The sequence below is a fragment of the Dialister histaminiformans genome, assembly GCF_900103425.1.
GTDB lineage: Bacteria > Bacillota > Negativicutes > Veillonellales > Dialisteraceae > Allisonella > Allisonella histaminiformans.
In genome coordinates, this window is sequence record NZ_FMXA01000003.1 from 12,350 (window position 1) to 35,187 (window position 22,838).

Annotated in this window: 23 protein-coding genes and 3 tRNA genes; all 26 read right to left on the minus strand. The window is 47.3% G+C overall.

The genetic code is table 11. The features are described 5' to 3' along the window. Positions 1–47: 47 nt before the first annotated feature. Complete coding sequence (locus BLQ79_RS00080; protein WP_091362561.1) at positions 48–686, minus strand: hypothetical protein; 639 nt, start codon at positions 684–686, stop codon at positions 48–50. After that, the gene (locus tag BLQ79_RS00085) at positions 686–1,240 is read right to left on the minus strand and encodes a hypothetical protein (RefSeq protein ID WP_091362563.1); all 555 of its coding nucleotides are present in this window, start codon (positions 1,238–1,240) and stop codon (positions 686–688) included. The genes BLQ79_RS00080 and BLQ79_RS00085 overlap by 1 nt, the downstream gene beginning before the upstream one ends. A gap of 3 nt (positions 1,241–1,243) precedes the next feature. Beyond that, complete coding sequence (locus BLQ79_RS00090; protein WP_091362565.1) at positions 1,244–2,017, minus strand: glutamate racemase; 774 nt, start codon at positions 2,015–2,017, stop codon at positions 1,244–1,246. Then, entirely contained in the window at positions 2,017–2,433 is a 417-nt protein-coding gene (locus BLQ79_RS00095) for an acyl-CoA thioesterase (RefSeq protein ID WP_091362567.1), read from the minus strand. The genes BLQ79_RS00090 and BLQ79_RS00095 overlap by 1 nt, the downstream gene beginning before the upstream one ends. Positions 2,434–2,581: 148 nt before the next feature. Then, positions 2,582–4,003 (minus strand): hypothetical protein, encoded by a 1,422-nt coding sequence (locus BLQ79_RS00100; RefSeq protein ID WP_091362570.1) that lies wholly within the window; start codon positions 4,001–4,003, stop codon positions 2,582–2,584. Between the two features lie 112 nt (positions 4,004–4,115). Next, the gene (locus tag BLQ79_RS00105) at positions 4,116–4,856 is read right to left on the minus strand and encodes an SDR family NAD(P)-dependent oxidoreductase (protein ID WP_234944870.1); all 741 of its coding nucleotides are present in this window, start codon (positions 4,854–4,856) and stop codon (positions 4,116–4,118) included. A 3-nt stretch (positions 4,857–4,859) separates the two neighbouring features. Further along, complete coding sequence (locus tag BLQ79_RS00110; RefSeq protein ID WP_091362572.1) at positions 4,860–5,972, minus strand: divergent polysaccharide deacetylase family protein; 1,113 nt, start codon at positions 5,970–5,972, stop codon at positions 4,860–4,862. A gap of 112 nt (positions 5,973–6,084) precedes the next feature. After that, positions 6,085–7,290 carry an aminotransferase-like domain-containing protein gene (locus BLQ79_RS00115; RefSeq protein WP_091362574.1) on the minus strand — a complete coding sequence of 402 codons (1,206 nt, stop codon included), beginning with the start codon at positions 7,288–7,290 and terminating at the stop codon, positions 6,085–6,087. A 438-nt stretch (positions 7,291–7,728) separates the two neighbouring features. After that, on the minus strand, positions 7,729–8,631 hold the full coding sequence (locus BLQ79_RS00120; RefSeq protein ID WP_159427803.1) for a bifunctional riboflavin kinase/FAD synthetase: 903 nt from the start codon (positions 8,629–8,631) through the stop codon (positions 7,729–7,731). A 29-nt stretch (positions 8,632–8,660) separates the two neighbouring features. Further along, positions 8,661–9,518: a tRNA pseudouridine(55) synthase TruB gene (gene truB / locus BLQ79_RS00125; RefSeq protein WP_091362578.1), complete on the minus strand. Its 858-nt coding sequence runs from the start codon at positions 9,516–9,518 to the stop codon at positions 8,661–8,663. Continuing rightward, positions 9,518–10,468 carry a DHH family phosphoesterase gene (locus BLQ79_RS00130; RefSeq protein ID WP_234944871.1) on the minus strand — a complete coding sequence of 317 codons (951 nt, stop codon included), beginning with the start codon at positions 10,466–10,468 and terminating at the stop codon, positions 9,518–9,520. The genes truB and BLQ79_RS00130 overlap by 1 nt, the downstream gene beginning before the upstream one ends. Then, complete coding sequence (rbfA, locus tag BLQ79_RS00135) at positions 10,449–10,826, minus strand: 30S ribosome-binding factor RbfA (protein ID WP_091362583.1); 378 nt, start codon at positions 10,824–10,826, stop codon at positions 10,449–10,451. Before rbfA ends, BLQ79_RS00130 begins: the two co-directional genes overlap by 20 nt. Positions 10,827–10,835: 9 nt before the next feature. Beyond that, entirely contained in the window at positions 10,836–13,376 is a 2,541-nt protein-coding gene (infB, locus tag BLQ79_RS00140; RefSeq protein WP_091362585.1) for a translation initiation factor IF-2, read from the minus strand. A gap of 22 nt (positions 13,377–13,398) precedes the next feature. Next, positions 13,399–13,698: a L7Ae/L30e/S12e/Gadd45 family ribosomal protein gene (locus tag BLQ79_RS00145; protein ID WP_091362587.1), complete on the minus strand. Its 300-nt coding sequence runs from the start codon at positions 13,696–13,698 to the stop codon at positions 13,399–13,401. Next, positions 13,691–13,957 carry an RNase P modulator RnpM gene (gene rnpM, locus BLQ79_RS00150; RefSeq protein ID WP_091362589.1) on the minus strand — a complete coding sequence of 89 codons (267 nt, stop codon included), beginning with the start codon at positions 13,955–13,957 and terminating at the stop codon, positions 13,691–13,693. Before rnpM ends, BLQ79_RS00145 begins: the two co-directional genes overlap by 8 nt. Continuing rightward, the gene (gene nusA / locus BLQ79_RS00155) at positions 13,957–15,108 is read right to left on the minus strand and encodes a transcription termination factor NusA (protein WP_091362978.1); all 1,152 of its coding nucleotides are present in this window, start codon (positions 15,106–15,108) and stop codon (positions 13,957–13,959) included. The genes rnpM and nusA overlap by 1 nt, the downstream gene beginning before the upstream one ends. A gap of 33 nt (positions 15,109–15,141) precedes the next feature. Then, positions 15,142–15,615, minus strand: a complete 474-nt coding sequence (locus BLQ79_RS00160; protein WP_091362591.1) for a ribosome maturation factor RimP — start codon at positions 15,613–15,615, stop codon at positions 15,142–15,144. A 181-nt stretch (positions 15,616–15,796) separates the two neighbouring features. Continuing rightward, entirely contained in the window at positions 15,797–16,480 is a 684-nt protein-coding gene (locus tag BLQ79_RS00165; RefSeq protein WP_407639612.1) for a hypothetical protein, read from the minus strand. 5 nt (positions 16,481–16,485) lie between these two features. Beyond that, complete coding sequence (locus tag BLQ79_RS00170) at positions 16,486–17,109, minus strand: lytic transglycosylase domain-containing protein (RefSeq protein ID WP_159427804.1); 624 nt, start codon at positions 17,107–17,109, stop codon at positions 16,486–16,488. A 41-nt stretch (positions 17,110–17,150) separates the two neighbouring features. Next, the gene (coaE, locus tag BLQ79_RS00175; RefSeq protein ID WP_091362596.1) at positions 17,151–17,759 is read right to left on the minus strand and encodes a dephospho-CoA kinase; all 609 of its coding nucleotides are present in this window, start codon (positions 17,757–17,759) and stop codon (positions 17,151–17,153) included. An 11-nt stretch (positions 17,760–17,770) separates the two neighbouring features. Continuing rightward, positions 17,771–20,347 (minus strand): DNA polymerase I, encoded by a 2,577-nt coding sequence (gene polA, locus BLQ79_RS00180; RefSeq protein WP_091362598.1) that lies wholly within the window; start codon positions 20,345–20,347, stop codon positions 17,771–17,773. Positions 20,348–20,376: 29 nt separating this feature from the next. Beyond that, a complete protein-coding gene (locus BLQ79_RS00185; RefSeq protein ID WP_091362600.1) occupies positions 20,377–21,066 on the minus strand; it encodes a potassium channel family protein in 690 nt (229 codons plus the stop codon). Positions 21,067–21,096: 30 nt separating this feature from the next. Continuing rightward, a complete protein-coding gene (locus BLQ79_RS00190; protein WP_091362602.1) occupies positions 21,097–22,395 on the minus strand; it encodes a TrkH family potassium uptake protein in 1,299 nt (432 codons plus the stop codon). 151 nt (positions 22,396–22,546) lie between these two features. Next, positions 22,547–22,632 (minus strand) — tRNA-Leu (locus tag BLQ79_RS00195). A 37-nt stretch (positions 22,633–22,669) separates the two neighbouring features. Further along, positions 22,670–22,755, minus strand: a tRNA-Leu gene (locus tag BLQ79_RS00200). Positions 22,756–22,762: 7 nt separating this feature from the next. After that, positions 22,763–22,838 (minus strand) — tRNA-Phe (locus tag BLQ79_RS00205).

The following is a 22,838-nucleotide window of genomic DNA, read 5'->3' on the forward strand; positions in this document are numbered from 1 at the left end:
CAAAAACAGGGAATGATGAATCTGATATTTCATCATTCCCTGTTTTTTTATCCCTGTACGTAATTTCTTATGATGGCCATGGGGATATACTGTTTTCCTGAAGAGAACGGGGCTTTCGCCAGGATATGTGCTGCCTTTCTGGCAGAAACCTTCCGGCTGGTCCCCAGAATAGTTACTTTTTTCCATTCTCTGGTTTCCACTATAACCGCGCCATAAGCTCCAACCCGCTCCACAATCTCCTCACATAGTTTCTTCACAGGAAAGGGCCTGTAGATAATACATTTATCGTAAGGCGGGAGAGCCTCAGTCACAGCGCAGGAAAAATCAGCCTTCGGGCAGTGAATAAAAAACACGTCCTCATATCCTGCAAGCGCACAGAGGCGACCTATGATGTGCCATAAAATGGTTTTCCATTTCCCTGCCACCGCCATAGCCGAGGCCATAACGTACAGATTGCTGAATGGATCATCTTCCGGCAGAAGACGGCAGAAAAACCGCTCCAGAAATCCAGGCTGCATTTCCTCTGGACGTATATACCGGTTCTGCATAATCGCTGCCGCTTCTCCGGTAAGGCAGATTACATCCTCTGGATGAACCGTCCCCACACAGGATGAAATGATGGTCTCCCATGTATCCACCGATGTAAGCACAGACGTACTTACCGGTACAACCATCAGTTCTGCCATTACCATCGGTCTCCTCTGTACTCATGCAGCGCATTCCGGATATCCGCGCCAGTCAGATAGACTCTGTCCTTGGCGTAATACCATTCTCCACGGCCCATGGCCTGATAAATGATATCTATCGGAACATCAGGGATTCTTTCACAGTTTCTTATTACATCTCCTGTGACGCTTTTCAGCGTCACTACTATGCGGAGCCCTACCATTCGCCCCTTATGCACCGTTACGGCCTTCCAGTAGCCATCCGTCCGCGGATGTCTCTGATCGGTAACCTGAGCATATACCTGCAGCGCATCATACTGCTCCGCCGGAAGGCAGGCACGGGCTATGACATCCATAAGGATGCCCTTCTGCTTCCCTTCATTGATGACAGGCACCGTAAAGGAAAGGACGGCCTGCGTGTGCGACAGACTCTCTGCCACAGCCCGTGACTGTCTTCGCGTAACGACGCGAAACTCACAGTCCCCCTGAACCCAGCGAAAAATCCAGTAGGCGATAAATCCCAGGCATATGAGGAACAACGACGCCGCTATGGTTTCAAGAATCGTATAGATCATAGGTTATTCTCCAGTGTCCACCGTTTCAGCATGTGCCGCACTGCCAAAAATACTTTTAACAAGGGTATCGGCCGTGCCGCCCGATGCGGTAAAACAGAACTGATCCGGCTGCGGTGTTCCCGCCAGCTGATGGCCCGATTTCAGCAGGTTCATGCCTTCTTCCACAGTGACTTCCGCTGGATCCCAGAACGCCGCATGCGGAAGATATCGGGAAATTAGTTCTTTTTCCAGCGGGTAATGTGTACATGCCAGAAAGGCATATTCCGTATTTTCCGCCCCGGTTTCCTGTACGCCCCTGCGGACAATGGATTCCATGGACTCCCGGCTTTCTCCCATCTCTATGGCATGGGCCAGTCCTGGAAATCCCAGTTCATGTACCTGAATCCATGGATATTTTTCATGAATCAGATGCTTATGGCGATGGGTGGCAATGGTAGCCGGTGTCGCCAGTACAGCCACTTCTTTCACTCCGTCTAATGCTGGCATGTTCAGACTCATGCGTACTACAGGCACTTCACAGTCAAAGAATGAGGGAGCCGCGTTAAAAGAAATCGTATTGCATCCCACAATAATCATCTTGACCTGTTTTTTCAGCAGGTAATCCCGAAGGGACGACGCCAGTGTCGTGATTTCTTCCTTTGTTTTATCTCCATACGGATTATGCGCCGTATCCCCGATAAAGACGATTCCTTCATCTGGGTATTTTTTCTTCAGATACCGGGCTACTGTCAGCCCGCCCACTCCGGAATCCATAATTCCGATTGGTCGATTATCCATTACTTTCTGTCTCCTTCAGATATTTCTGCCAGTCTGGCAATTGTTTCTGCCGGCAATCGGGTCAGATGCCCTGTATCGGCATGGGATACGCCCCCCAGTGTGCGGGCTCTGCATAACAGTTCATTTGTACCTTCCCGATATATTTCATATTCAAATACCATTTTAGCCCGGTTCAGTTCACGGAGCCATGTTTTTACCAGCACCACATCATCATTTCGTGCGGAACTTATATACTTGATATTAACTTCCAGAATCGGACACACAATGCCCGCAGCCGTCAGATCATTGAGCAGAATACCTCCTTCTCTGAGATACTCCACCCGGGCCTCCTCCAGCCAGTGTACATAATTGGCATGGTGTACTACCTGCATTCCATCGTTTTCATAATAATGAACACGTCTTCTATAGGTATACATTCTTATTATTCCTCCATATTTTTTCATTTTACTACACAACATATTCTTTGTGAATGAATCCGCTTTCCACCGGTTTTGTTCATAAATAAAAAAGATACAGTGGAATCCCATTGTATCTTTTTTCGCACCGTTTCACCAGTTCAAAGACTTATTCTTTGTCTTCTCCCTTTTGGTCTTCCGGAGCTGTTGTCTCTTCCGGTTCTGCTTTTCCGGCCCTGGTCTGTTCTGCCTTATCCTGTTCTCTGTAATAAGCAGCCTTCTCTTCTACACGGGAACGGAAATCACTGGCTGCCTGGCGGATGTTTTCTTCTGCTTCACTGGCAGAGTTTTTAATCTTTCCGGAAACTTCTTCCGCCTTAGCCTGTGCGGCATCTGTCCTTCGTTTCACTTCATCACGAAGCCCTTCTGCCTGCTTTCTTGCAGCTTCCATCTGTTCCAGGGCAGCAGCCTTAGCCTGTTTTGCACGAACTCTGGCTTCAATTTCCTTGACCATAGCCTGTGCCTTTAACGCATCAGCTCTGGCTTTCATGAGTTCCACCTTGAGCTCTGCCTGCTCTTTCAGCAGTCTGGCTTTAATAACTGCATCGCGGGAAAGTTCCTTCGCTTTGATTCTGGCTGCAATCTTAACATCCCGGGAGACCTGATTTACAGTTTCTTCCGTTACTTCTCTGGCCGCCATAGCGGTATATTTTGCCGAATCCATCTGTTCATCTGTTACACCGGCACGGCGCAGTGTTTCTTCTGCCTTGTCTGCCACATCACTGACAGCATCTTCCAGATTATCCGTCAATGTATTGAATAATCTATGAGCCTTTACCGGGTAAAATTTCTTGATATTTCTCTTGAGTTCCTGTGTAAAATCCGCTTTTTCATCGCCCAGCGGGATATCCTTATCAGGATTATTCTCCAACGCTTCAGCAGAAGCTTTTCCTTCTGCCTTTTCCATTTCAAAAATATCAATATACGGCTTAATATTATCCGGCTGACCATCCTTAATCCAGCGCTGAGCCGCCTTACCGATACCAAAGGTAACCGATACCGCAATCGGCATCTGCATAAACGGCAGAGGAATCAGCGTTGCTGCCAGGTTTCCAAGAACTGTGCCGCCCAGAGACCCCATAAATGCCAGCACGGACTTATGAGTTACGGTTTCTCCATAAATACTGCCAATGCGGCTGATCATATACACTTCATTGGCTATCAGCGCTGCCGTCCCCAGAACCGGAGTCAGTACAATCACCCCTGCTCTGGCTGCACCCCAGCGAATAAGCTCATCCGCCTGCTTATCCCGGTCATCAACCACTTCTACTTCCACTTCAGCCACCGGGCTTTCTACCGATACTACCGTGTGTTTTGGATTTGCTGTCTCTTCAGACGATGTTTTCGTCTGCGGCTCCGGAGGGCATTCCTGAGTATTCCCCGCATCAGCAGCTGACGCCTCAGAAGCAGTGTCTGCCGCAGGTTTCACTTCCAGTGGAAGGCCTGCCGGTTCCTTCACCACAGCCTCTGCTTTTGGTCTGACTACTGGAGATTTTTCTTCCGGCACCTGTACGTTTTTATTCTCTTCCATAGTGAACCCCTCCCTGGTAATTGTTACTGATATCTATTATTTTTTATATTATACCACACAGATAAATAAACTTATTCGATTCTGCGCGCCTTCTGCCATGGATTATCTGCCACTACCAGTCAGTTAATCCGCCATCAACCATGACTACACTGCCTGTCATAAAGGAAGCTCGGTCTGACAAAAGGAAAGAAATAACCTCTCCCACTTCTTCCGGCCGGCCTATACGCATCAAAGGATACAATTCTGCGGTTTCCTTTTCACTTCCCCCATAGGCAGCAAACTGCCGTTTCAACAAAGGCGTCTTTATATCCCCAGGACAAACCACATTGATCCGCACTTTCTCTACAGCGAGTTCCAACGCAGCGGATCTGGCAAATGCGGTAACCGCTCCTTTCGTTGCACTGTAAAGTCCTCCCTGTATGTTTCCCTGCACAGCTGCATCCGATGAAACAACCACTATACTTCCCCTGCCGTATTTTCTGAACACAGGGATAACGGCTCTCACAGAGGCAATAACGCCAAAGACATTTACCCGGAACAGATTCTCCATGTCCTCATCCCGAATATTTTCAACAAGACCTTCTGCGTATTGTCCAGCTGCAGCCACCAGACCTTCTATCCGCCCCATAGCTTCTGCTTCTTTTACCACCCGATTGATATCCTTCGTACTGGTGACATCGCAGGGAATATACCGGCTTCCCTGAACCTTTCGTTCTGCCTCCCGACCCCGCTCCGGATTCCTCCCAAGCAGAACCGGTGTGTACCCATCTCTGGATACACATGCGGCTGCTGCCAGCCCAATCCCGGAAGTTCCTCCGGTGATAAGTACCAGTCGTTTTATTTTCTCTTTCATTAGTTATTTTCCTGTAAGTGATGATAAATATACAAATTCAATACCTTCTGCCTTCAGCTTAGGCACCATCTTCTTAAATGCAGCGGCCGTATTAGGGCGGCAATGTCCGATAATAATAGCACTCCCGTTTTTCCTTGCCCTTTCGGCTCCCTTCTGTATCATTCGGCATATAGCATCTACATCAGCTGAGTTATCTACAAAAAGATTATTCCGGGCATAAGGAACATGATAAAGTGCTGCGGCCTTATCCGCCTCAGTATAGGTATTAGTGGCACTGTCGAAGAAAAACATGTTTCTGGACGCCAGCTCACTCATCACAATCTTCATAACCCGCTTATCTGTAGTGGCCTTTGACCCCTGATGATTATTCATTCCCGATGCCTGAGGGATCTGCTGTATGGACTGACGGATCAGGCTGCGAATCTGTTCATCTGACATGGAATCCTTAATTACAATCTTTTCCATTCCCTTACCGGAAACGCTTTCCATTGGCTGGTGGATAATCACCGGCATCCCCTTCGATTTCCATTCTGCAGCTGCTTCTGATGTATGCGGCTCGTTAGGCATAACCGCCAGTGTAAGCGGAATCCCCAGTCCTTCATATACTCGCTGGCTGTTGAGATCTCTGCCTGCATCATCAATGCATACCGCCAGGCGAACCTTTCCATCAGCTGGAAGATTCACTCTGTTCTGTGTCTTTTTTTCATCCGGCGTTACGGCTTTAGCCGATGACGAACCTGAACTCGGTGATTTCTTCTCAGAGAAGGCATTTCCTGTGGTTTTCCTGACCTGCTTTTCCGCTGCTTTTACCGTCTGGCTTGTGAATTCTCTGACCTTTTCTTCCAGACTGGTCTTATTCGTATCCGTATCCTTATGTTCTGAATCCACATCTGCCTGACTATCCTGTGCCTTTGACTCTCCATACTGCGGAATATCCTGGCCATTTGGAACACTCTGTATCTCTATCCCTTTTTCTTCTGAATCCGGTGCAGCTTCTCTGTCATCCGGTGAAGGGAAATAGCAGGCTGCCGTCAATGCAGCCCCCGCTAAAAGAATCCCCCAGAAGAATTTATGGGATCCTGTTTTTCTGCTGTTTCTTCGTTTTCTGGTTGGCATATCTGCACCTCCACTAAAGACATTATAACAAACCAGGTAAACTTCCAGCAGATTTTACCAATAAAAAAGGCTATGAAAAATCATAGCCTTTTCATTTTCTCTGTATGTCAGATTATCTGGATGCCAGGTATTCTTTAAGGGCTTCAGCCAGTCTTCTGATGCCTTCTTCTGTTACATCGTCTTCGGTGTAGGAGTAGTTCAGGCGGAAGAAATTTCTCTTTCCGCTTACTGGGAAGAATGCATCCCCTGGTACATAAGCAACCTTCTTTTCAATTGCATACTTGAACAGGTCACGGGAATCACAGCCTTCCGGAAGTTCTACCCACAGAAACAGCCCGCCATGTGGATAAGTGTGCTTAACTTCTGCCGGGAAATACTTATCTATGGCATTGCACATTACATCACGACGATGTGCGTAAAGTCTGCAGTTATCCTGTACATGGCCTTCAAAATCATAGTTGGTCATATACATTGCCACTTCGCGCTGTGTCACAGACGGTGTTGCCAGGTCAGTGGAGCCCTTTACACGGTCCAGCTGCTTCATGATATCGTCTCTGGCTACCAGCCATGCCAGACGCATGCCTGGGCAAAGTGTCTTGGAGAAAGTGCCGGAGTAAATAACCAGATGCTTCGGATCCATAGAGATAAGTGGCGCGATTTCTTCACCTTCAAAGCGAAGATCCCCGTACGGATTATCTTCAAATACCGGGATATCGTAACGGGTTACCACGTCCATAAACTTTTTACGTCTTTCAAGAGACATACAGATTCCGGTTGGATTCTGATAATTCGGAATCAGGTAAATGAACTTTACTTTTGGTTCTTTCTGAAGAATCTTTTCCAGTTCTTCCGGAATCATACCCTGGTCATCAGTTGGAACTTCAATAAATCTGGGTCTGTTCAATGAAAAAGCATCAATAGCTCCCATATAGGATGGACTTTCAATAAGAACTACATCATCCTTATCCAGGAAGATACGTCCTGTCATATCCAGCCCCTGCTGAGAACCGGTAACCACCATGATATTCTTTGGGTCTACAGCTTCCATACCCATAGGTACATACATTCTGTTCATACGGTCAGCAATGGCTTTACGCAGTCCCATATATCCCAGGGAAGGACCATACTGCATGGCACCTGCACCATCTTGTTCTCTTACCTTAACTGCTACTTCTGTCAGTTCCTTAAGTGGAAAGGTCTGTGGAGCCGGAAGTCCGCCTGCAAAGGAAATAATGTCTGGCTGCGCGATAATTGCGAGTAATGGACCGATATCAGACGGCTTTAAAGATAACATGGTGTTAGAAAAACGAACTGCCATAATACATCTCTCCTTTACAATAATATATACAGCAAATATGTGGAAAAAACATCACTGTCTGCCAGCGATCATATACCAACTTCTGCGCACTTCCTACCGGAGTCGCTTACAGATGCCCCAATTTTTACATATTGCAAACGGTTCAGGCTCTGCCTGCTATAACTCTGATTATTTAATGATACACATAAAAGTTGATTTCACATATTTTAATTCTTATTCTTAAATATGTCAATGTTTGAAAATATTATATTTCCATTTTTTATGATTCAAAAATGATAATGTCCTAATAGACCACAAATGAAAATGTCCCAGCATGTTATTATCCATCTTTCCGTTCTAAGGCGATATATATCCTGTTGGCCTCATCATTCTTCCGGAAGAAATTAAAAGACAGGAAGCCATATCCGCCCGTTCAGGCCCATATAGCTTCCTGTCCTCTTATTTATTCAGCAGTTTTTCTGCCATTTCTACATCCCGTTGAATCTGCGTTGTCAGTGCCTCCACAGAAGGAAATTTGATTTCTCCCCGTATACGTTCTACAAAGGAAAGCATAACCTCTTTTTCATAAATTTCCTGATGGAAATCCAGTATAAAGGTTTCAATAGTCCTCTCCTGGTTACCAAAAGTCGGATTAGTCCCTATATTGGTTATAGAGGCATGGGTCACGCCTTTTATAAGGATTCTGGACGCATATACCCCATCCGATGGAATCACGCAGTTCCCATCCGTCTCCAGATTGACCGTAGGCACACCGGTAACATCGTGACCGCGTCGAAATCCATGAGCTACTGTGCCTGTTATGGTGTATTCTTCCCCAAGAAGCTGATTAGCCACCCCGATACGTCCCTGTCCAATCAGTTTCCTTATCACTGTACTGGAAACTTCCCGGCCTCCAAGAAGCGGACTTGTCGTCAGCGGTACAATCTTCACTTTGATTCCCCTGCCGGAGAAAAAGGCAGAAAGCATGGAGGGACTTCCTGCTGCATGTCTTCCAAAAGTAAAATTGCTTCCGCAGACAATACCATACAACCCGGATATGCCTGCCAGTGATTGCATAAAATCCTCCGCCGTTTCGGAAAGCACCTCCACGGTAGGATGTATAAACACCACTGTATCAACCCCCATTTTTTCCAGCTTTCTGATCTTTTCCTGACGTGTTTCCAGAAGCTGTACAGGGTGTTCCGGCCGAAGAACAGCCCGGGGCGGTATATCAAAAGTTATGACACACATGCGGGCATTCCCCTCATGTGCCAGTTGCAGCGCCTGCTGAATAACTGTCTGATGGCCTATGTGCAGACCATCAAAAAAGCCAAGAGCCAGCACTACAGGCCCCATGCTCATTATGCTCTGCACTGAGGAATATACGGATATCATAAATCACCAAATACTTTCCGTGGATGTAAAATTCCGTGTTTAATCTCCCCTATTCCCAGAAATCTGTTTTTTCCATATACCGCGGCCACCGGTATATCTTCTCTGTGCACGCGGAGCCGTTTACCGGTAAGGAAACCATCACTCATGTCCTCATCCAGGGTAATATCCTTCATTTCCCGGAACAGTGGACGTATATCCGCCATTATGGCACTTTCAGGGGATGCTTCTATTTCTTCCAGTGTTCTGGCCTCTTCCACAGTAAATGGTCCCATTTCCGTCCTCAGCAGGAACGACATGGACAGCGGACACCCTGCCGCTTTTCCAATATCGCGCCCCAGCGCCCGTATATAGGTGCCGGACGAGCAGATTACCTTCATCCGCACATACGGAGGACAGACTTCCAGCAGTTCAATGGAGTAAATGTGAACCGGTCGTGCAGGGAGCTCCACCTTCTCCCCGTTTCTGGCCAGATCATATGCTCTTTTGCCTTTCACCTTGATGGCGGAGAAGGCTGACGGAACCTGTTGAATATCCCCCTCAAACCGGGCACATGCCTCTCTCCATACCTTTTCATCGGCAATGGGGCGGCCTTCTTCCACAATGCTTCCCATAACATCTTCCGTATCTGTGGCAAATCCCATAATGAATTCTGCCACATAGTTTTTTTTATGTATTGGTGCATATTCAATCAGCCGGGTAGCCTTCCCCATAAAAACAGGAAGCACTCCTGCCGCCATTGGGTCAAGAGTGCCTCCATGACCGATTTTCTTCTGATGATAAATCCGGCGAAGCAGGGAAATCACATCAAAGGATGTCATTCCCGCCGGCTTTAAAACATTAAGAATACCGTCCATTACAAAATCTTCTCCGCTTCTTTTACTAACTCAGCCTCAGCTTCCTCCATAGGGAGACTGATGGTACAGCCTGCGGCACGTACGTGACCGCCGCCGCCAAAATGGGCTGCCAGCTGGGAAACGTCTGCATATTCTCTGGAGCGGAGGGAAACACGGGTCACATTTTCTTCCTGATACTTCAGAAGAAAGGCGATTTCCACACCGGCTACTTTCCGCGGGATGCTGACATAGTAGTCGGAATTGATTCCATCCATCTCCATAGACTGCTTATCCATATAAGCGATACCTATTTTGCCGTCTGCGGCAAAGTGAAGCGTATCCAGTACTCTCTTATAGGTTTTCATGCTTTCTGCGGTGGTCACATCCAGATGATTGGATATAAATGCGGGATCCGCCCCCATTTCCACCAGTTTGCTGGCCATCAGCAGCGTATGGGAGCTGGTACAGCTGAATTTAAAGAATCCGCTGTCAGTCCCCAGCGCCAGGTACAACGCGTTACAGGTATCCCGGCTCAGCTTAAGTCCATGGTCAAAAAACATTTCTGCCAGCAGTTCTGCCGTAGCCGCGTAGTTTTCCCGAAGATACAGATAATCCGTATATCCCTCATTGGAAACATGATGATCTATGCAGAGACTTTCCACATTTTCCGGAATATGGATTTCCCCTGCCCTCTCCCGGTTTGCCAAATCGGTAAACACGACAGCATCATATGTCCTGCCTTCCGGGATATCCCGGTTAATGAGCCGGGTGGTCTCTATGAAATTAAAGCGGTCCGGAAGTTCATCGTTGATAACCATATCCGCTTCTTTTCCCATGGATTCCAGCGCATTATGCAAAGCACATATAGAGCCAATATCATCGCCATCCGGGCGGATATGTCCTACCAGCAGAAACCGGGTATGCTTTTCCAGAAACTGAAAAGCTTCCTCCTTACTGATTTTCTGTGCCATGTTTTTTCGCCTCGTCATCCTTATGGATTTTCTTTATCAGCCCTTCAATGTGCATACCATAGTCCAAAGACGTATCCACATCAAAATCAATGGTCGGTGTGTAATAGATTTTCAGCCGCTTCCCCAGTTCTCTGCGAATAAAGCCTCTGGCATTATTCAGTGCTTCCAGAGATTCAGCCTTTTCCCGGTCGCTGCCGAAAAGGCTGACATACACAGTAGCTTCCCGAAGATCACCGGTAAGATGAACGCCGGTCACTGTTACAAAACCAAGCCGCGGGTCTTTAATTTCCTTAAGCAGCATAGAACTTACTTCCTGCTTAATAAATTCCTGAATCTTGCGTACTCTCAGTTCTGACATAAAATCACCTTATTTCAGTTCATCGGCTGTCTTAGCCGTTTCTTCCAGTTTGAACGATTCTATCTGATCCCCTTCCTTGATATCGCGATAATCTTCGAGGGAAAGGCCGCATTCAAATCCTTCTGTAACTTCCTTCACATCATCCTTGAATCGACGGAGAGATCCAATCTTGCCTTCATGAACTACGATGCCATCACGGATAAGACGGATCTGGCAGTTATTGGTTACCTTGCCTTCCGTTACATATACTCCGGCTACAATAACCTTCGGTGTATGGATAACCTGTCTGATTTCGCCGCGGCCCAGAATAACTTCTCTGATCTTCGGCGCCAGCATACCGGCCATAGCATCCTTCACATCATCGATAGCGTCATAAATTACGCGATAGAGACGGATATCTACCTTGTTCTGTTCTGCCAGCTTACGCGCGTTAGCATCCGGACGGACATTAAAGCCGATAATCAATGCGTTGGAAGCTTCTGCCAGCATAACATCGGATTCGGTAATGGCACCAACTGCCGCATGAACAATGGAGATACGGACTTCTTCACTCTTAATACCCATAAGGGACTGAGACAGTGCTTCTACAGAACCCTGGACATCGGCCTTGATAATGACATCCAGTTCCTTCATTTCGCCTTCCTTAATCTTTTCAAAGATATTGTCCAGCGTTACCTTCTGTACCTGAGCCTGTGCTTCTTCCTTCGCACGGGTTGCACGGAGTTCAGCGATTTCTCTTGCCTTCTTTTCATCCATTACATAGAAATGATCCCCTGCTTCCGGCACAGAATCCATCCCCAGAATTTCTACCGGCATAGATGGTTCCGCATTCTTCATACGGCGTCCCTTTTCATTGGTCATGGCACGAACACGGCCCCAGCACTTCCCTGCCAGAATACCGTCACCTACGTGAAGTGTACCATTGTTTACCAGGACATTCATGACCGGACCTCTGCCCTTATCCAGCTGAGCTTCGATAACTACGCCGTAGGCTTCACGGTTCGGGTTGGCTTTCAGTTCTTCCATTTCTGCTACCAGCAGGATGTTTTCCAGCAGGTCATCGAGCCCGATTCTCTTCTTAGCGGAAATCGGAACCATAATGACATCGCCGCCCCAGTCTTCGGCAATAAGGCCTTCGCGGGACAGTTCTTCCTTAATGTGTTCCGGGTTGGCGCCTGGCTTATCAATCTTGTTAATAGCTACCATAATCGGAACCTTTGCCGCCTTCGCATGGTGGATAGCTTCCACAGTCTGCGGCATAACGCCATCATCAGCCGCTACAATGATGACCGCGATATCGGTAACCTGCGCACCGCGGGTTCGCATAGCGGTAAACGCTTCGTGGCCCGGGGTATCCAGGAAGGTAATCTTCTGGTTCTTATAGCGAATCTGATAAGCACCGATTCTCTGAGTAATGCCGCCTGCTTCATGAAGGGCTACATCGGTAGAACGCAGTGCATCCAGCAGTGTGGTCTTACCATGGTCTACATGGCCCATGATGGTAACTACCGGCGGACGCGGCTTAAGGAATCTCGGATCATCCGGTTCCGGAATGTATTCGGTAAGATCTTTTTCCTCTTCCGGTTCCAGAAGGGTAACACCAAATTCATCAGCCAGAATTTCCACAGTATCTCTGTCCAGGTTCTGGTTGATTGTGGCCATAACGCCATCCGCCATAAGGTGCTTGATGACTTCGCTTACTTCACGCTTCAGCAGATCCGCAAATTCCTTGACAGTAACTGTCATAGGAACGCTGACTTCGGTCGGATAAACTACCGGCTTCTTTTCCTGCGGATGTTTCTTCTTATGCTGCTTCAGGGAACGGGCCATGAGAGATCCGCCTTCACGTTCTCTGCGGCTCTTTTCATAATCTTTCTTTGTCTTCTTACGAGGCGTTCTGAAACGCTTCTGCTGTTCCGGCTGTTCTGGAATAGCCATTTCCACCGGGGCCGGAGAACGCTTTCTCATCGTGCCATTTCGATTGCCGCCGCGCTGGTCTCTGTCCTGACGGCCTTCGCCGCGGTAATTTCTGTCGCTGCTGCGGTTTCCATTTCTATGATCATGGGAATCGTTGCGGAAATCAGAATTTCTGCGTTCCCGGTTATCATGGTTTCTGTCTCCGGATCTGTGACTGAATCGGTTGTGGTCACGATCTTTATAGCTGCGATGTTCCGAACTGGTTCTGCGTTCTTCCCCTCTATGAGAAGAAACATGTCTGTCTTCTGTCTTCACTGTATCTCTGTTGCTCTCTTTCTTTACTTCTTGCGGCTGTTCTACCTTGTAGGAAGAGTAGGAACTGTGATGAGATTCATCTGCCTTTCTCCCTGCCGGTCTTCCCTGTCGGTCAAAACGAACGGTCCGGATGGTTCGATGGGTATTTTTTCTCGGTTCTTTCCCACTGAATGCCTTTTCCAGAAGGTCTTTTTCCTTCTCACCAACGCTGTTGAAGTTGGTTTTTACATTAACATTGTTTTTCTGAAGTGTCCTAATGACCTCTTCATTCGTTTTCCCAAACATTTTTGCCAACTCATATACTCTATATTTCTGCATAGATTTCCTCCATCCTATGAGACTACTCCAGTTTGGTCAGCATCGCTCTGGCAAATCCCCGGTCGGTGATCAGTACAGCTGTACGAACGCCTTTGCCCAATGCCTGTCCTAACATTTCTTTCGTTCCAAATATACGATATGGAAGATGATGTCTTTCTGCAGCCAGCACATAATCTTTTTTCGTCTGTTCTGAACTGTCAGCGGCCAGAATCAGAAGATACCCCTTTCCCTTTCTGATTCCCTTTTCCACCTGTTCATTACCTGACAGTACTTTTCCTGCTTTCATGCAGAGCCCAATCAATCCATATATCCTGTTATTCATTTTCTATAGAAACTCTTATCTGTTCATACACATCTCTGGATACCGGACGCTTCAGCGATCTTTCCAGTCCATGAGACTTATAGGCCTTTTCAAAACATTCCAGGTTATCACAGATATATACTCCGCGCCCTGATTTCTTTCCTGTTCTGTCCAGCTCAATCATACCGGAGGGAAGTGCTACGATACGGATCAGTTCCTTTTTCGTTTTAGATTCACCGCATCCCACACATCTTCTCATCGGAATCTTCTTTGTCTTCATTATTCGTTATCCTCTGTATTGCCTTCTGCTTCAATATCCCCCAGGATATCGTCTGTATCATCAAAAGCACCTTCCGATTCACCTTCCGGTGTCAGAACACCTTCCTGAACCGCCTGGGATTCACTCTTAATATCAATCTTCCATCCGGTCAGCTTGGCCGCCAGACGCGCATTCTGTCCGGACTTGCCAATAGCCAGAGACAGCTGATAATCCGGAACAATGACATAAGAGGACTTATCATCTTCCCATACGGAAACGGAGATGACCTTGGCCGGTGAAAGCGCATTGGCTATGTACACAGCCGGATCTTCATCCCATCTTACGATATCAATCTTTTCATCATGCAGTTCATTGACAATATCCTGTACACGCTGTCCCTTAGGTCCTACGCATGCGCCTACCGGATCAATGGTTGGGTCCATGGCATATACAGCAATCTTAGAACGGGAACCGGCTTCCCGGACAACGGACTTGATTTCCACAGTGCCGCTGTAAATTTCAGGTACTTCCAGTTCAAACAGACGCTTCAGCAGACCAGGATGGGTGCGGGAAAGGATGATTTCCGGTCCCTTGGTTGTCTTACGTACTTCCAGTACGTAGCACTTAATCTTCTGATTCGGTTCAAAGGTTTCACCGGCGATCTGTTCATTATAAGGAAGAATCCCTTCTACACGTCCAAGATCCACAAATATGGTTCTGGATTCGCTGGATTTTACAGTTCCTGTGATGATATCCCCTTCACGACCGGAAAATTCCGCATAGATGGAGCCTCGTTCCGCTTCACGCAGTTTCTGAATCATCACCTGCTTAGCTGTCTGTGCAGCTGTGCGGCCAAAATCCTTCGGTGTCACATCAATACGGATATAGTCGCCTTCCTCATAAGCCGGATTCAGCAGTTTGGCATCCTTTACAGTAATCTTGTTGATGCCTTCTTCATCGTCCGGATCAATTTCCGATACCACTACCTTATCAGCGTAAATATGATATTTGCCTGTGGTGTGATCCATATCAATAGATGCCTTTACCGCATTGCCGTGTTCCTTCTTATAGGCAGTAAGCAGCACCATTTCCAGTGCTTCAAATACTACGGATTCCGGAACCTTTTTAATCTTTACCAGCGCATGAACCGCATCCATTAATTCTTCATTGATTTTTTCCTGTGCCACGATTTTTATTCCTCCGAATTAAAATGAAAAATGCAATCTCATCTGAGACATTTTATCCTTATCAATAATCAGTTCTTCTGTGTCGTTATAGGTAAGACGAATCTTTCCATCTTCTGTCAGTCCATCCAGACGGGCTGTAAAATTTTTAAGTTCTTTGCGTCCGTTCAGAGGGGCATACAGTTTAACGTCCACATCGCTTCCTGCAAAACGCCTGAAATCCTTATCCTTTTTCAGGATACGATCAATTCCCGGGGAAGATACTTCCAGCAGATAATTACCGGCAATCAGATCTTTTTCATCCAGCAGAGCCCCGGCCTCTTCGCTGATATGCTGACAGTCATTTAAATCTACACCGCCCTCTTTGTCGATGAAGATGCGGAGAATCCAATCCCGCTCTCTCACATATTCAACATCTACCAGTTCGATACCTTCTTTTTCCAGGCATGGTTCTAATAATGTTTCTACCGCCTTTTCAATTTCTTTTCTTCCCATAGCCGCTCCTATTGCTCCGTCTCCTTATCCCACGTAACTTTTTCATGTTAAATATAAGAAAAAGTGAGCTGAAAGCTCACTCTACCTGAAAACATATATGACGGATAAATACTTACCTTTGTCAGTATACCATAGAACAGGGATAATTACAAAGAAAATGAGCGTTTCCTGCTGGTTTTCATCAACGTTCCAATGGACCTGTCCCCAGTTTATCCAGATCCTTTTTCAGATGGAGACGTATTTTTTTCTCCAGCTCCTCCACTGTGCGGGCATCATACTCATGAACAATGCCCGGAATCCCCCGGTCACGAAGTTCTCCATAATATTCATCACGGTACATATTATAGAAAAAGAGAATCCCTGTATTCTTTTCCCTGTTTTCATACTCTGCGATGATATAGGACCCATTGAGTCCCAGCAGAGGTCTGTCAGGGGATATCAGCAGCCGGTATCCATCATAGGAAGGCGGAAGTACCTCTGCGTAATCCCACTGGGTAAAAGCCCTGCCCTTTACCAGTACGGACACCCTGTCCCTTTGCAGGAACTCGCGGGTGATGGCGGTGGGAAGCAGACGTTCCACGTCGCGCCGGAATCCATCGAAGTCCCCATGAATCAGTTCAATTTCAGTGATTGTATACATTCTGAGATAGAACTTGACCATATAATCCATGGTCTCTTCATCAAAAAGCACCCTGGCCTCCCAGCCGGTTTCTTCATCCTCATACCCGAACGCATAGTAAATCCGTCCCTCCTGCCGGTCAATCCGTTTTCTGTGAAATGTCCCTATCGTTTCAGGCAGTCCGGATAAATCCCAGTCGAGAAAGGCCTGTCGCCTTTCTTTCTGTTTCTCTGTAAGCTCTGCCAATTCCTTCACCCCACTTTCGTGTTCTTATCTGTATGCCCCGTCTGTGCGACGGATGCCTGCTGTGCCTTTAGCTTCTGGATTTCATGTTTTTCCTTCAGTTCTTCTTTAATGCGTATGACCTGTGTCACAAATCCCTGGGTTTCAGGGAACGGAATGGCATCTATATCATTAAAATCATCCGGCCAGTTCTTTTCCCGTATCCAGGTATCCACATTGCCACGGCCGGCATTGTAGGCTGCCAGCGCCAGCTCCAGATTACCATGATATTTATTAATCAGATATCGAAGATACCACGCCCCCAGCGGAATATTGATAGCCGGATCTTTCAGATCCCCGTAAGGGTTTCCGCTCTCCTGGGCAATCCACCGGGCCGTTGTGGGAACCAGCTGCATCGCTCCTACCGCCCCCACATGGGAGACTGCCTTTTCATCATATTTGCTTTCCACTTCAATGACTGCCTGCAGAAGTTCCGGCTGAAGTTTATACCGTTCCGCGTTAATCAGAATAAGCTGTGCCACCTGTGCGCTGGGATGATAATCTGATGCCCGCAGCAGGATAAAGCATACCAGACACAGGGCCGCCAGAAAAACCGTAAATATCTTCTTACTTCTGCTTTTCCTCCGCGGCACGTGCCGGTTATGCCTTCTATATTGATTTGCCCGTCTGTTCCTTATTTCTGCCATGTAAACTCCGAAATTTTACTCAGTTCCTGAAGTACCTGCCTTCTGGTATTTTCCTCTGACCCCTCGTTATTTATGATTACGTCCGCATAACTCAGCTTTTCTTCCACAGGTATCTGATTCTGCATTATCGCCATAACCTGGCTGCGCTTAAGACCATCCCGTTTCATAACTCTGGAAATCTGTACTTCCGTGGATACATAGACCACCCATACGGAATCCACCCGGGATTGCCACCCCGCCTCTATCAGTAACGGCATATCCAGGACAGCCAGTTTTTCTCCGGCGTCCTTACAGGCCTTAATGCGGCTTTCCACCAGATGCCAGATAGCCGGATGCATAATCTGATTCAGACGGCTGAGCTTTGCCTTATCCTGAAACACTATCTGCCCCAGCTGCCGGCGTTTAAGGGTCCCCTCTTCAGAGAGGATTTCCTTCCCAAACGCATCGGCCAGTATGGAAAGTACCGGACTCCCCGGATTCACTGCCTCCCGGGCCAGCTTATCCCCATCAATCACAGGAATATGCCAGTCTCTGAACCATGAGGCGATGGTACTCTTCCCGCTGCCGATTCCGCCTGTCAGTCCGATAATAAACATAGCATCCGTCCTTACTTTGTCTCGGCCCAGTTAGTGCCTGTATGTACATCAGCAACCAGGGGAACACGCAGTTTAACCGCCTGTTCCATGGTTTCCTTCAGCAGTTTCTCCAGCATTTCCTTTTCGGAATTAACTGCCTCTACAATCAGTTCATCGTGTACCTGTAACAGAATCCGGCTCCTGCATCCCATAGCCTGCATCTTTTTATATACATTACGCATGGCTATCTTCATAATATCCGCTGCCGTCCCCTGAATCGGAGTATTCATCGCCGTTCTTTCGGCAAAGGAGCGCCGGTTGAAATTCTTAGAATGAATATCCGGTAATTCCCTGTATCTGCCGAACATGGTCACCGCCCGGCCCGTGTTACGCGCCTGTTCAATCATGGTCTGCATATATTCATGGATATGCGGATATCTTTCAAAATAGGATTTCATATACCTGGCAGCTGCTTCACGGCTGATATTGAGCTGTCGTGCCAGTCCATAGTCACTGATACCGTAAATGATACCAAAATTTACTGCCTTGGCATGCGATCTCTGTTCCGGAGTTACCTCTTCAAAAGGAATCCCCATGATTTCCGCAGCCGTACGCCGGTGAATATCTTCCTTATTATTAAATGCCGCAATCAGTCCCGGATCTCCGGACATGTGCGCCAGTACGCGAAGCTCTACCTGAGAATAATCGGATGAGATAAAACAGTCATATCCTTCTCCCGGAACAAACAGGGAGCGGATTTTCCTCCCCTCTTCTGTACGTACCGGTATATTCTGCAGATTTGGATTTGAGCTGGAGAGCCGCCCGGTAGCCGTAACCGTCTGGTTAAACGAGGTATGGATACGTCCCGTTTCCGGTCGGATCAGTTCCGGCAGCGCCAGCAGGTATGTGGATATAAGCTTGGACAACGTACGGTATTCCAGGATTTTCTTTACAAAAGGATAAGTTTCCGCCAGCTTATCCAGTACAGACGCGGCGGTAGAGTACCCCGTCTTGGTCTTTTTCCCTGCCGGCATATGCATCTTATCAAAAAGTATATACGAGAGCTGCCGGGGAGAATTCACATTAAAAGATTCTCCCGCTTCGGTATAGATTTCCCGAAGGATATGCCTTTCTCTCTGCTGCATATCTTCCAGAACTTCTTTCCATCGTTTCTGATCAGTAGCAATCCCCGCCTTTTCCATAGCGGCCAGAACTTCCACCAGCGGAAGCTCAATATTCCTGTACAGTGCGTCTACTCCGTTCTTTTCCATTTCCGGCACAAGATGCGCATATACAGAGAGCAGGAATGTCCCGGTAACCGCGCCGCTTTCCTCCGGCGTTTCCATCTGTTCCGGATATACCGGATCAATGCCGCAGAATTCCGCCAGGTAACTGAGCGGATAATCCGTGCGTCCCGGGTTCAGGACATAAGCAGAAAGGGAAATATCTTCCAGTGCAAGTCCATGCAGAGGGAAATCCGATTCCCACAGTTTCTTGCTGTCCGTCACCACCACATGAGCCGCCTTTGACAGGACTTTCTGTACCTGCGGAAACTGTTCCCTTTCCGCTCTCCATACATGGTCATGAGAAACAATCATGACAAAAGGAGCCTGCAGAAAAGGGGCCGTACCGGTGAAGGGAATAACCAGTGCCAGTGTCTCCCCTTCCACGGAGATATCTTCACTCCATGGCTCCGCTTCTTTAATCTGTGTCGCTGTCTGCTCTTTCTTTTCTCTGGCCAGCGCCTCAAATCGTGGCAGCCGGCTGAATTCACTGACCATGGTATCCATGCCCAGACGACGGAACAGAGCGTTCATTTCATCCAGGTGCACAGGCAGTTTCATCTCATCCAGAGTGGATTCCAGCGGAATATCCCGGCGGATGGTTGCCAGGTCATATGACAGATAAGCGGCTTCCTTATCTGCTTCCAGCTTCTTATGGAGCGCTCCTTTGATTTCATCCAGATGGTCATAAATCCCGTCCAGTGTCTTATACCGGGTGATCAGCTTGAGCGCTGTTTTTTCGCCTACGCCCCGCACCCCGGGGATATTGTCCGAAGCATCGCCCATGAGGGCCTTCATGTCAATAACCTGCGAAGGAGTAATCTGATATTTTTCCATTACCGCCTCAGGCGTCATGGCATCCATCTGAGAAATGCCCTTCCGGGTAAGAAGCACGGTGACATGCTCATCAGAAAGCTGGAGAGCATCTCTGTCCCCGGTGACAATATAAACCGGAAGGCTGTCCTCATACCGTCTGGACAGTGTCCCAAGGACATCATCCCCTTCATATCCTTCCGGCTCATATACAGCAACCCCCATGACCCGCAGTACTTCCTTAATCAGCGCAAACTGAGGTACCAGTTCGTCAGGTGCCGGCTTTCTCGTAGCCTTATACTCACTGTACATCTTTGTGCGGAACGTTTCTCTGCTCTTATCAAAAGATACAGCCATGTATTCCGGATCCAGTGTACGGTAAATGCTGAGAAGCATCCGCAGAAACCCAAATACCGCATTGGTGTAAACGCCATTTTTAGACAGCGGCGGAAGCGCATAAAATGCCCGGTAAAGGAGGCTGCTCCCATCAATGATTACTAATTTATTTTCCATAACCTTCTCCTGTTAATTTCTGTTCCCTGTTATTTTTTCTGACTGTCTGCCCAGCGAATAAAGCGGCTGAAGTCTTCTTTCCTTCCCGATAGAAACAGTACATCCCCCTGTTGAAACGTCATATCCGGGCGGATTCGTTCTATGAGTTTTCCGTTCTGAACTACTGCAATAATATTCAGATCAAATGACCTGCGAAGGCTTGCCTCCAGCACAGTCTTTCCTGCCAGCACATCCGGAATCTGAGCCTTAAATATACTGAGCACTTCATTAAGCTGTACAAAGTCCAGAATAAGGTTGGATTTAAACCGGCTGGCCAGTCTTACCGCCATATCCCTTTCCGGATAGATAACCTCCGCCCCCAGTTTCTCCAGAATTTCCCCGTGTTCTGTAGAGCTGGCCCGTGAAATAATTTTCTTTACCCCCATATTCCCCAGATTAAGCGTAGCCAGTATCGAGTCCGTCATATCTTCCAGACAGACAATAACCACATCACAGTTTTTAAATCCGGCATCCTTAAGTGCTGTTTTGCTGTAGTCCCGGATAATCTGTGCATTTTCCGTAACATTGCGCAGCTCCCTTATATCTGCTGATTTCTTCCCTGCAACCAGCAAGTCCACTCCTGACTCTGCCAGTTCTTCCACCAGCGTATATCCAAAGCGATCTGTTCCAAGAATACCATACGAGACATTCTGCTTTGCCTCACTATGAAAGTTAAACATAATTCAATTCCTCCCGGTATAGGTTGCCTATTACCCAATGGAAATATAATCAGCCGGATATCTGGCCTTTGCATCATCCTCATAATACCAAAGTGTGGCTACAGTCAGAGGCCCCAGCCTGCCAATATACATAACAATGATGGTAAGTAATTTACCAGCCGTATTCAACGATGAGGTAATCCCTGTAGAAAGGCCAACGGTAGCATAGGCACTGGTCATTTCAACCAGCGCATCCAGAAAATGCAGTGAAGGATTAGTATACATCAACAGGAATGTACTTATGTATACTGTAAATCCTCCCATAAAAAACACCATGGCTGCTTTTTTAAAAGCACCTTCCGGTATAGAATAGTGAAACATTTCCTCCGGTTTATTCGTAACTGCAAGGCGAAGCCTGATAACCAGGGTAAAAAAAGTAGTCGTCTTGATACCGCCTCCAGTAGAACCAGGAGCACACCCAATGAACATAAGTGCCATAAGTGTCATCAGCCCAGGCGCCGTGAACGAATTAAGCGGTATAGTGGAAAATCCTGCTGTACGGGCCGACATACTGTAAAAAATGGCCTCGCCCCAGTTAAAGGATTCCGTACACTTGAACAGCAGCGCGCCTCCAAATAGAAGGATTATGGACATAGACAATGAAACGCAGGTATTCAGTGACCATTTTCTGTAATGAAACCCTTCACGGTAAATTTCATTTATCGTAACGAATCCGATACCTCCCAGAAAAATAAGTATGATTGTTACCAACGTAAGCCATACATTATTGCGATATATATACATACTGCTGCCGGTTCCCAAAATATCAAAACCAGCATTATTGAATGAGGCTATGGAATGAAAACAGCTGATTCCCACCGCTGTCCAGAAATCGTAGGATTTAATAAACACGGTAAACGCAGCGACGGCTCCCAGCAGCTCAATAACTAGAGTGGCCACCAGAAGAGATTTAAGGAATCGGATAATACCGCCCATGGTATTCAGATTGAAACTATCCCGTATAAGGTAGCGACTTTTAAAATTAAGTTTCTGGTTAAAGGCGGCCATAACCCCTGTCCCCACGGCAGCAACCCCCAGCCCGCCAATCTGGATAAGCAGGGCAATTAACGCCTCTCCTATCGGTGAAAAAGTAGAACCGGTATCTGTGACCACCAGGCCGGTAACACAGACTGCACTGGTAGCTGTATATAATGAATCGATAAAAGAAAGGGTGACTCCCGGTTTCAGACAGAATGGAAGACGCAGCAAAACCGCCCCCAGAATAATCACCAGGGCAAATCCTGCAGCTATAGTCCTTGCCGGTGTGATTTCCAGTTTAAATACATGCATGATTGTACCTCAAAACTACCTGATAATACCTATCCATTATACCATGACCACAGATATCTGAAAGAAAGCCGCAGGGGCAGGATAATTCAGCCAATTAAGCTGTCAGACAATAAAAAAAGCTCTACCATAGATAGAGCTTTTGTCTTTGAATTGGTGCGGTCGGAGAGACTTGAACTCTCACGGACGATGTCCACTACCGCCTGAAGATAGCGCGTCTGCCAATTCCGCCACGACCGCATATTAAGTTGTGTTGCACAATTTCAAAGAAAAGAAATGGTGCGGCTGGTGAGACTTGAACTCACACGATCGAAAGATCACTACCCCCTCAAAGTAGCGCGTCTGCCATTCCGCCACAGCCGCAAAAGTATGGTGCCTCAGAGCGGAATCGAACCGCTGACACAAGGATTTTCAGTCCTTTGCTCTACCAACTGAGCTACCGAGGC

Coding starts and splice junctions, on each gene's coding strand:
- BLQ79_RS00080 (WP_091362561.1), bottom strand. CDS start 686: ATGGCAGAACTGATGGTTGTACCGGTAAGTACGTCTGTGCTTACATCG.
- BLQ79_RS00085 (WP_091362563.1), bottom strand. CDS start 1,240: ATGATCTATACGATTCTTGAAACCATAGCGGCGTCGTTGTTCCTCATA.
- BLQ79_RS00090 (WP_091362565.1), bottom strand. CDS start 2,017: ATGGATAATCGACCAATCGGAATTATGGATTCCGGAGTGGGCGGGCTG.
- BLQ79_RS00095 (WP_091362567.1), bottom strand. CDS start 2,433: ATGTATACCTATAGAAGACGTGTTCATTATTATGAAAACGATGGAATG.
- BLQ79_RS00100 (WP_091362570.1), bottom strand. CDS start 4,003: ATGGAAGAGAATAAAAACGTACAGGTGCCGGAAGAAAAATCTCCAGTA.
- BLQ79_RS00105 (WP_234944870.1), bottom strand. CDS start 4,856: ATGAAAGAGAAAATAAAACGACTGGTACTTATCACCGGAGGAACTTCC.
- BLQ79_RS00110 (WP_091362572.1), bottom strand. CDS start 5,972: ATGCCAACCAGAAAACGAAGAAACAGCAGAAAAACAGGATCCCATAAA.
- BLQ79_RS00115 (WP_091362574.1), bottom strand. CDS start 7,290: ATGGCAGTTCGTTTTTCTAACACCATGTTATCTTTAAAGCCGTCTGAT.
- BLQ79_RS00120 (WP_159427803.1), bottom strand. CDS start 8,631: ATGAGCATGGGGCCTGTAGTGCTGGCTCTTGGCTTTTTTGATGGTCTG.
- truB (WP_091362578.1), bottom strand. CDS start 9,518: ATGGACGGTATTCTTAATGTTTTAAAGCCGGCGGGAATGACATCCTTT.
- BLQ79_RS00130 (WP_234944871.1), bottom strand. CDS start 10,468: ATGGCACAGAAAATCAGTAAGGAGGAAGCTTTTCAGTTTCTGGAAAAG.
- rbfA (WP_091362583.1), bottom strand. CDS start 10,826: ATGTCAGAACTGAGAGTACGCAAGATTCAGGAATTTATTAAGCAGGAA.
- infB (WP_091362585.1), bottom strand. CDS start 13,376: ATGCAGAAATATAGAGTATATGAGTTGGCAAAAATGTTTGGGAAAACG.
- BLQ79_RS00145 (WP_091362587.1), bottom strand. CDS start 13,698: ATGAATAACAGGATATATGGATTGATTGGGCTCTGCATGAAAGCAGGA.
- rnpM (WP_091362589.1), bottom strand. CDS start 13,957: ATGAAGACAAAGAAGATTCCGATGAGAAGATGTGTGGGATGCGGTGAA.
- BLQ79_RS00160 (WP_091362591.1), bottom strand. CDS start 15,615: ATGGGAAGAAAAGAAATTGAAAAGGCGGTAGAAACATTATTAGAACCA.
- coaE (WP_091362596.1), bottom strand. CDS start 17,759: ATGTTTATTATCGGACTGACAGGCGGAATCGGCAGCGGGAAGAGTACC.
- polA (WP_091362598.1), bottom strand. CDS start 20,347: ATGGAAAATAAATTAGTAATCATTGATGGGAGCAGCCTCCTTTACCGG.
- BLQ79_RS00185 (WP_091362600.1), bottom strand. CDS start 21,066: ATGTTTAACTTTCATAGTGAGGCAAAGCAGAATGTCTCGTATGGTATT.
- BLQ79_RS00190 (WP_091362602.1), bottom strand. CDS start 22,395: ATGCATGTATTTAAACTGGAAATCACACCGGCAAGGACTATAGCTGCA.